Source organism: Streptomyces sp. NPDC051909, assembly GCF_040681095.1.
In the GTDB taxonomy this organism is placed as follows: domain Bacteria; phylum Actinomycetota; class Actinomycetes; order Streptomycetales; family Streptomycetaceae; genus Streptomyces.
In genome coordinates this window covers 370403-378624 of record NZ_JBFAYA010000005.1, presented here as the reverse complement: position 1 = coordinate 378624, position 8222 = coordinate 370403, and the positions used below count along the sequence as shown (strand labels likewise).

Sequence of the window (8222 nt, the reverse complement as noted above, 5' to 3'; positions counted from 1 at the left end):
CCCTCCTCCGCCTTGCGATCCACGGCGCTGGGGGTACCTCCCAGGCGAAGCTCTGGGGGAGCCGCTCGCTGATCCGGCCTGATCCGAAAGACACGGCCTAGGGGGTGTCCGAGGCGCGCGACGCCTTGAGGTCCAGCTCCGCCAGGGTCTCGGCGAGCCAGGCCTTCTCCTCGGTTCCGGTGGCCCGGGCGATCCGGAGCATGCCCCGGCGGAAGGGGTCCGGCTCCTGCTCCGCGCGGACCGGGGTGCCCTCCTCGTAGAAGAAGCTGGCCGGGGCGTCCAGGAAGGCCTGGCGGCGGCGCAGGACGACGGCCTGCTCGGCCGGGTCGGTGAGCAGGCCCAGGAAGGCGAGCAGGGTGAACCAGCGCTGGCCGTCGGTGATCTCGACGTCCTTGGGCGTCCGCAGCCGGGCGAGGAGCTCCGCGCGGCCCTCGGGGGTCAGCGAGAGCACCCGGCGCGGGGCCGCGGCCGTGCCGGGCTCCGTACGGCTGTCGACGAGGCCGTTCTTCACCAGGCGGGTGATCGCCGGGTAGAGGGCGCCGTCGCTGACCGGCCGGACGTGGCCGCTCAGGCCCTGGATGCGTTCCTTCAGCTCGTAGCCGTGCAGCGGCCGCTCGTACAGGAAGCCCAGGATCGTCAGCTCCAGCACCGGCGGACTCCTTCGCGCTTGTCGGGTGACCGGCACCATGCTATCTCTTTTCGAGATACCTCGATCCGAGGTATCTCGAAAAGAGGGGGAACCGTCCATGACCGCCGTGAAGGATTCCGCGAGAGAGCACCGCCGCACGCTCGTCCGGCTCGCCGGGCCCGTCTACCTCGAACTCCTCGCCGGAGTCGCCGCCGGGATCATCAACATGGTCTGGGTCGCCCGGCTCGGCGGGGACGCCGTCGCCGCCGTCGCCGTGGCCACCAACGTCGAGAACCTGCTCCTCGGCGTCGTCCTCATGGCAGCCTCCGGCACCACCGTGCTCGTCGCCCGGGCCAGAGGCGCCGACGACCCCGGCGCACTGCGCTCCGCCGTGCGCGGCGGCGCCGCCCTGGGCGCCCTGCTCGTGCCGCCCGTCGCCCTCGGCGGCTTCCTGTTCCGCGACCCCCTGGCCGCGCTGCTGCTCGGCGGCTCCGGCCACCCCGCGCACGGCCTCGCCACCGCCTACTTCGCGATCTCGCTCCCGGGCACCGCCGTGTTCTTCGCCACGACGGTCCTGGACGGCGTCCTCAAGGGCACCGGCGACACCCGCACGCCCATGCGGCTGGCCTTCCTCGCCAACGGGCTGATCCTCGTCCTCGACCCGTTCCTCGTCCACGCGTACGGGGTGCGGGGCGCCGCCGTCTCCACCGTCGTCGGACGCACCGCGGCCCTCGCCGCCGGACTGCTCGCGCTGCGCCGCAACACGCACCTGAAGGCCGCCCGCGCGGCCCGCCAGGCCGGCGGCACCGCCACCGCCCTGCGCCGCACCGCCGCCCTCGGCCTGCCCATGTCCGTCGACTTCGTCGTCCGCATGGCCGGCGCGCTCGCCCTCGTCTCCGTCGTCGCCCGGCTCGGTGTCACCGAGATCGCCGCCTACGGCATCGCCACCAAGGCCATGTACGTCGCCACCATGGCCTTCTACGCCGTCAAGCAGGCCGCCGCCATCCACACCGCGCACCTGCTCGGCGGCGGCAGCGACCGGCGCGCGGAGATCGGCCGGCAGGCCGTCCTCCTCGGCGGGCTGCTCGGGGCGGGCGCGGCCGTCCTGCTGCTGCTCGCCGCGGGCCCGGTGATGCGCGGCTTCGGCGCCGATCCCGCCGTCGCCGGGGCCGGCGCCCTCTTCCTGCGCTGCATCGGCCCGTATCTGCTGCTCATGGCCGGATTCATCGCCCTCGCCGGGGTCTTCGAGGGCAGCGGCGACTCACCGAAGCTGGCCCGGATCACCGTCGTCGGCGTGCTGCTCCAGCTCCCGCTCGCGTACGCGCTCTCGGCCGCCCTGGGGCTCGCCGGGATCTGCCTGGCCATGGCCCTCGCGATGGCGGCCCAGTGCGCCGCGCTCGGGGTACTGCGCCGCCGGACCGCGCGGGCCGCGGTCCGGGCTCAGGAGGAGACCGAGACCCGGTCCCTCTCCCGGTCCGCCTGAGCCGGCAGCCGGACCGGGGTCGCGGCCGCCGCCTCCAGACGCGGCTCCGTGACCGTCTGGCGCCACAGGATGCGGCAGGCCGAGACGGTGGCCGCGACGAGCAGGCCGTTACGGAGGAGCAGCAGTCCTATGCCCAGCGGATCGCTGTCGTCGACGTGCGAGAACCACACCGGGAACTCGAACTGCGTCACCGCGGTCGCCCACAGCACCAGATGGGCCGGTTTCCGCATCCGGGTCGACCGGTGGACCAGGCACACCGCGGCCAGGCCCACCAGCCAGATCATGTACTGGGGGCTTATCACCCGGCTCGTCGTGGTGAAGAGCAGCAGCGCCACGAAGGCCGCGTCCGCCGTCGTCGAGCTGCCGCGCCGCCGGGCCATGAACCACCACACGAGCAGCCAGCCGAAGGACGCCACCGTCAGCAGCATCGCCACGGTGGACACCGTCTTCACGCCCGGGCCGAGGAACTCGAGCGAGCCGTAGTTCATCCGTGCCTCGCCCGGCCAGCCGAAGTGCCGGGCCAGGTGGAAGGGCAGCGCGCCCAGCGACTCGATCTCCGTGCCCCGGTCCCGCTGGAAGCCCAGGAAGGCCAGCGCCCCCGGCGCCGCGAGCCCGCAGGCGAGCACCACCCCGGTCGCCGTGCCCACCGCCGACGCCGCCGAGCGGAACGCCGCCCGGCCGCGCGCGGCGCCCGCGAGCAGCAGCACCGGCCACACCTTCAGCGTCGCGCCGAACCCGGCGAGCGCGCCGAGCACCACCGGGCTGCGCACGGCCGCGAGCAGCCCGGCCACCGCCACCGCCGTCACCATCAGGTCGTACCGGGAGTACGCGGTCGGGCCGAGCAGCGGCACCCCGGCCAGCCACAGCCACGCGCCCCGCATCGACCGGCCCGGCCGCCGCCCCACGTACGCGAGCAGCCCGAAGACCAGCGCGTCGCAGAGCAGCGCGAGCACGAAGAAGGCGGCGGAGTAGCCGAGGAAGGGCAGCAGCGCGGGGGAGAGGATGGCGAGCGCGGCGGCCGGCGGGTACTGCCAGGTGACGTCGTCCAGCGGGTACGTGCCGGTGCGCAGCACCTCGTACCAGCCCTGGTAGATCTCCTCGACGTCGCTCGTGACGTCGGGACCGGGGATCACCACGATCCTGAAGACGGTCAGCAGGATCAGCACCCGGGTGAAACCCCACAGGACGAGTGCCTGGGTGAGTCGCCCGGCGCGTGCGCCCGCGAGGCCGTCGCGTACCACCGTGCCCACTGCGCCCGTCATGCCTGTCCTGTTCCGTCCTGTCGGTCCGCCGGGGCGGAGGGTGGTGGTGCCGGGCTCGGGGCGCGATCGCGGTACTGTCGGCCACGATGCACAAGACCCTGATCGTAACGAACGACTTTCCGCCCCGTCCGGGCGGAATCCAGGCCTTCCTGCACAACATGGCGCTGCGCCTGGATCCCGAGCGGATCGTGGTCTACGCCTCCACGTGGAAGCGCAGCCGTGAGGGGATCGAGGCGACCGCCGCGTTCGACGCGGAACAGCCTTTCACGGTCGTCCGCGATCGCACCACCATGCTGCTGCCGACTCCTCGCGTGACCGCCCGAGCGACGGCCCTGCTGAAGGAACACGGCTGCGAGTCCGTGTGGTTCGGCGCCGCCGCCCCGCTCGGCCTGATGGGCCCGGCGCTGCGGCGGGCGGGCGCGAAGCGGCTCGTCGCCACGACCCACGGGCACGAGGCGGGCTGGGCCCAGCTGCCCGCGGCCCGGCAACTGCTGCGGCGGATCGGCGAGGGCACGGACACGCTCACCTACCTCGGCGAGTACACCCGCTCGCGGATCGCGAGCGCGCTCACCCCGGCCGCGGCCGCGCGGATGACGCAACTGCCGCCGGGCGTCGACGAGAAGACCTTCCACCCCGACTCGGGCGGCGTGGAGGTGCGCGAGCGGCTCGGGCTCAGCGACCGCCCGGTCGTCGTGTGTGTGTCGCGGCTCGTGCCGCGCAAGGGCCAGGACACTCTGATCCTCGCCATGCCGGAGATCCTGCGCCGGGTGCCGGACGCGGTCCTCCTGATCGTCGGCGGCGGCCCGTACGAGCAGGACCTGCGGAAACTCGCCGTCCGGACCGGCGTCTCCGCCTCCGTGCGCTTCACCGGCGCCGTCCCGTGGTCCGAGCTCCCCGCCCACTACGGCGCGGGCGACGTCTTCGCCATGCCCTGCCGCACCCGCCGCGGCGGCCTCGACGTCGAGGGCCTGGGCATCGTCTACCTGGAGGCCTCGGCGACCGGCCTCCCGGTCGTCGCAGGCGACTCGGGCGGCGCCCCGGACGCCGTCCTCGACGGCGAGACCGGCTGGGTCGTCCGCGGCACCGCGCCCGAGGACACCGCCGACCGCGTCTCCACCCTCCTCCTCGACCCCGACCTGCGCGCCCGCATGGGCGAGCGCGGCCGCCAGTGGGTCGAGGAGAAGTGGCGCTGGGACCTGCTCGCGGAGCGCCTGAGGGAGCTGCTGTAGCGGCCACCGGAGCCCGGTCGGGCATCTGACCCGGCCGGGCGGACACCGCCCCAGGGCCTGTCCGACCCTGATCCGCCGGACAGGCCCTAGGCCGCCGGCAGGTAGTCCGTCAGGGCGCAGCCGTCGACGAGGAGTCTCTCGTTGCGGTAGCCGTCCGGGATCTTGAAGTCCTTGTCGCAGGTGAAGAGCAGGACGTCGGACTTCAGCAGGGCCCGGGCCGTCGGCTCGTCTGCGGCCGCCAGGGCGAAGTCCTGGCCGAGGAGGACCCGGACGCCCTGGCCGCGGGCTGCCGCCGCCTTGTTGGCCCGCTGGAACTTCTCCATGTCGGAGACGGACAGCAGGGTGACCGTGTCCTCGCTGTCGTCGCCGCACACCGCGCGCTCCTCGACCGCCCAGGCCGGGTCCGCGGCCTGCTCGGACAGCGGGCCGTCGGAGCTCCGGCGCAGGTCGCTGCACATGGTGTGGGCGGAGACCAGTCTCTCGACGGCCGCCAGGTCGCCGGCCGCGGGCAGCCCGGCGTCCTCGCCCCAGCTGTCACCGCCGCATCCGGTGACGGCGACGAGGGACGCGAGGGCCGCGCCCAGGACGGCGGCGGTGCGCTTGAGCCGCATGGCTTCCCTTTCACTTCGGTTTCGCTTCGGTGTGTACGGAATTGGGCGTTCCGGCCCTGACGCGCGCGAACGCCCCCGGCCGACCCGTGAACCGGGTCAGCCAGGGGCGTTCCGAAGAACCGTCAGGCGCGAACCGTCAGGCCCGAACGTCAGGCGCTGTAGATCGCCTCGATCTCGTCGGCGAAGTCCTTCGCCACGACATTGCGCTTCAGCTTCAGCGACGGGGTGATGTGCCCCGCCTCCTCCGTGAACTGCGCGGACAGGATACGGAACTTCCGCACCGACTCCGCCTTCGAGACCGCCGCGTTGCCGTCGTCGATCGCCCGCTGGATCTCCGCGAGCAGCTCCGGGTCCTCGCGCAGCGAGGCCGCGGTCGAACCGGCCGGCTTGCCGTGCTCGGCCGCCCAGCGGCCGAGGAACTCCTCGTCGACCGTCACCAGCGCGCCCACGAACGGGCGTCCGTCGCCGACCACCATGCACTCGGCGACCAGCGCGTGCGCCCGGATCCGGTCCTCGATGACCGCCGGGGCGACGTTCTTGCCGCCCGCCGTCACCAGGATCTCCTTCTTGCGGCCGGTGATCGCGAGGTAGCCGTCCTCGTCGAGGGTGCCGATGTCGCCGGTGTGGAACCAGCCGTCCGCCAGCGCCTCCGCCGTCGCGGCCTCGTTGTTCCAGTAGCCGGAGAAGATGTGCTCGCCGTGCAACAGCACCTCGCCGTCGTCGGCGATCCGCACCACCGAGCCCGGCAGCGGCTGGCCGACCGAGCCGATCTTCTGGCGGTCCCACGGGTTGAACGCGGTCGCCGCGCAGGACTCCGTCAGGCCGTAGCCCTCCAGGACCGAGAAGCCGATGCCGCGGAAGAAGTGTCCGAGCCGCTCGCCCAGCGGCGCGCCGCCGGAGATCGCGTACTCGCCGCGCCCGCCGAGGACGGCGCGCAGCTTCCCGTACACCAGCTTGTCGAAGATCCTGTGCTTCAGCTTCAGGCCGAAGGACGGGCCCTGCGGGGTGCTGAGCGCCCGGCTGTAGGCGATCGCCGTGTGCGCGGCCTTGTCGAAGATCTTGCCCTTGCCGTCGGCCTGCGCCTTCGCCCGGGCGGAGTTGTAGACCTTCTCGAAGACCCGCGGGACGCCGAGGATCAGCGAGGGCTGGAAGGAGGCCAGCTCGTCGGTGAGGGTCTTGATGTCGGGCAGACAGCCCAGCTTGATCGGCGCCATCACGCAGCCGACCTCGATCAGCCGGCCGAAGACGTGCGCGGCCGGCAGGAACAGCAGCGCCGAGGACTCGCCCGTACGGAACAGCGGCTTCAGCCGCTCGACCACGTTGCCGCACTCGGCGAAGAACGCCCGGTGGGTCAGCACACAGCCCTTGGGGCGGCCGGTGGTGCCCGAGGTGTAGACGATCGTCGCCGGGTCGTCCGCGTTCGCCGAGGACATCCGCTGGTCGAGCAGCTCGTCCGAGACGTCCGCGCCGTCGGCGGTCAGCCGCGCCACCGCGTCGTCCTCGATCTGCAGCACGGTCCTGAGGTCGGGCAGACCCGCCCGCACCGACTCCACCGCGGCCTGGTGCGCCGCGCTCTCCACCAGCGCCAGGGAGGCGCCCGAGTCGCCGAGGATCCACTGGATCTGCTCCGGCGAGCTGGTCTCGTACACCGGCACGGTGATCGCGCCGGCGCTCCAGATCGCGAAGTCGAGCAGCACCCACTCGTAGCGGGTGCGGGACAGCAGGGCGACCCGGTCGCCCGGCTCGACGCCGGCCGCGACCAGCCCCTTGGCCGCCGCCCGGACCTCGGCGAGGAACTGCTTGGCGGTGACGTCCGTCCAGACGCCCCCGACCTTGCGCCCCATGACGGCGACATCTGGGTGCTGGGAGGCGTTGCGGCGGATGAGATCCGTCAGGTTGCCGTCCGTGGGGACCTCGTACAGGGCCGGAAGGCTGAACTCGCGCAAGACTGCTGCTCCTCATCGGGCTCCGGCGCCACGGCTCTGTGTGATGCACCGGTGCGGTCCATGATCGGGCAGGTGCTCGGTGGGGGACGAGCACGACTGTGGACTGCCCGGACGTTACCCATCAGTACACAGTTCCCGATAGGGGGTCCGGGGCAGATGTTCCGTGCGTCACACGAGCGCGGCCGTTCTCGACGCACAGTAGTCGACCGCTTTCCCGACTCCCAAGTAACCGCAGGTCCGACGCCCTAGGGTGAGTCCATGAGGATCAATGTGGTGAGCGACGTGCACGGCAACACGGGAGCCCTCGCCAAGGCGGGGGAGGGCGCCGACGCCCTGATATGCCTCGGGGACCTGGTGCTCTTCCTCGACTACGCCGACCACTCCCGGGGCATCTTCCCCGACCTGTTCGGCGTCGAGAACGCCGACCGGCTCGTCGAGCTGCGCACCGCCCGCCGCTTCGACGAGGCCCGTGACCTGGGCCGCCGGCTCTGGGGCGAGCTCGGCATCGACAAGGCCACCGCGATCGAGTCCGCCGTCCGCCGCCAGTACGCCGAGATGTTCGCCGCCCTGCCCACCCCCACGTACGCCACCTACGGCAACGTGGACATGCCCGACCTCTGGCCCGAGTACGCCGGCCCCGGCACCACCGTCCTCGACGGCGAGCGGATCGAGCTCGGCGGCCTCGTCTTCGGCTTCGTCGGCGGCGGACTGCGCACCCCCATGCGCACCCCGTACGAGATCTCCGACGAGGAGTACGCGGCCAAGGTCGAGGCCCTCGGCGAGGTCGACGTGCTCTGCTCGCACATCCCGCCGGACCTGCCCGAGCTCACGTACGACACGGTCGCCCGCCGCTTCGAGCGCGGCAGCCGCGCCCTCCTGGACGCGATCCGCCGCACCCGCCCCCGCTACGCCCTCTTCGGCCATGTCCACCAGCCGCTCGTCCGCCGCATGCGGTTCGGCGCGACCGAGTGCGTGAACGTCGGCCACTTCGCGGCCGGCGGACGCCCGTGGACCCTGGAGTGGTGACGGCCCCGCGATGAGGGCGCGATAGCCTTCGGGCAGA

At 72.9% G+C, this 8222-nt stretch carries 7 protein-coding genes; 3 read left to right on the top strand and 4 right to left on the bottom strand.

Translation table 11 applies throughout. The features are described from left to right. Window positions 1-97: 97 nt before the first annotated feature. Entirely contained in the window at window positions 98-649 is a 552-nt protein-coding gene (locus AB0M18_RS11185; RefSeq protein ID WP_365756570.1) for a PadR family transcriptional regulator, read from the bottom strand. A gap of 97 nt (window positions 650-746) precedes the next feature. Here AB0M18_RS11185 and AB0M18_RS11180 point away from each other — a divergent pair, with 97 nt between their 5' ends. After that, the gene (locus tag AB0M18_RS11180; RefSeq protein WP_365756569.1) at window positions 747-2111 is read left to right on the top strand and encodes an MATE family efflux transporter; all 1365 of its coding nucleotides are present in this window, start codon (window positions 747-749) and stop codon (window positions 2109-2111) included. Here the strand turns inward: AB0M18_RS11180 and AB0M18_RS11175 are convergent. Further along, window positions 2069-3373, bottom strand: a complete 1305-nt coding sequence (locus tag AB0M18_RS11175) for a glycosyltransferase family 87 protein (protein WP_365756568.1) — start codon at window positions 3371-3373, stop codon at window positions 2069-2071. The genes AB0M18_RS11180 and AB0M18_RS11175 overlap by 43 nt on opposite strands. 86 nt (window positions 3374-3459) lie before the next feature. On the opposite strand from AB0M18_RS11175, the gene AB0M18_RS11170 reads away from it, so the two are divergent. Further along, window positions 3460-4602 (top strand): glycosyltransferase family 4 protein, encoded by a 1143-nt coding sequence (locus AB0M18_RS11170; protein WP_365756567.1) that lies wholly within the window; start codon window positions 3460-3462, stop codon window positions 4600-4602. Window positions 4603-4688: 86 nt separating this feature from the next. Here AB0M18_RS11170 and AB0M18_RS11165 read toward each other — a convergent pair whose 3' ends face one another. Both AB0M18_RS11165 and AB0M18_RS11160 read right to left on the bottom strand, forming a co-directional pair. Further along, on the bottom strand, window positions 4689-5213 hold the full coding sequence (locus AB0M18_RS11165) for a hypothetical protein (RefSeq protein ID WP_365756566.1): 525 nt from the start codon (window positions 5211-5213) through the stop codon (window positions 4689-4691). 149 nt (window positions 5214-5362) lie between these two features. Beyond that, on the bottom strand, window positions 5363-7159 hold the full coding sequence (locus AB0M18_RS11160; protein WP_365756565.1) for an AMP-dependent synthetase/ligase: 1797 nt from the start codon (window positions 7157-7159) through the stop codon (window positions 5363-5365). A gap of 258 nt (window positions 7160-7417) precedes the next feature. Between AB0M18_RS11160 and AB0M18_RS11155 the strand changes: the two genes are divergently transcribed. Next, the gene (locus tag AB0M18_RS11155) at window positions 7418-8185 is read left to right on the top strand and encodes a metallophosphoesterase (protein ID WP_365756564.1); all 768 of its coding nucleotides are present in this window, start codon (window positions 7418-7420) and stop codon (window positions 8183-8185) included. Window positions 8186-8222 lie beyond the last annotated feature (37 nt).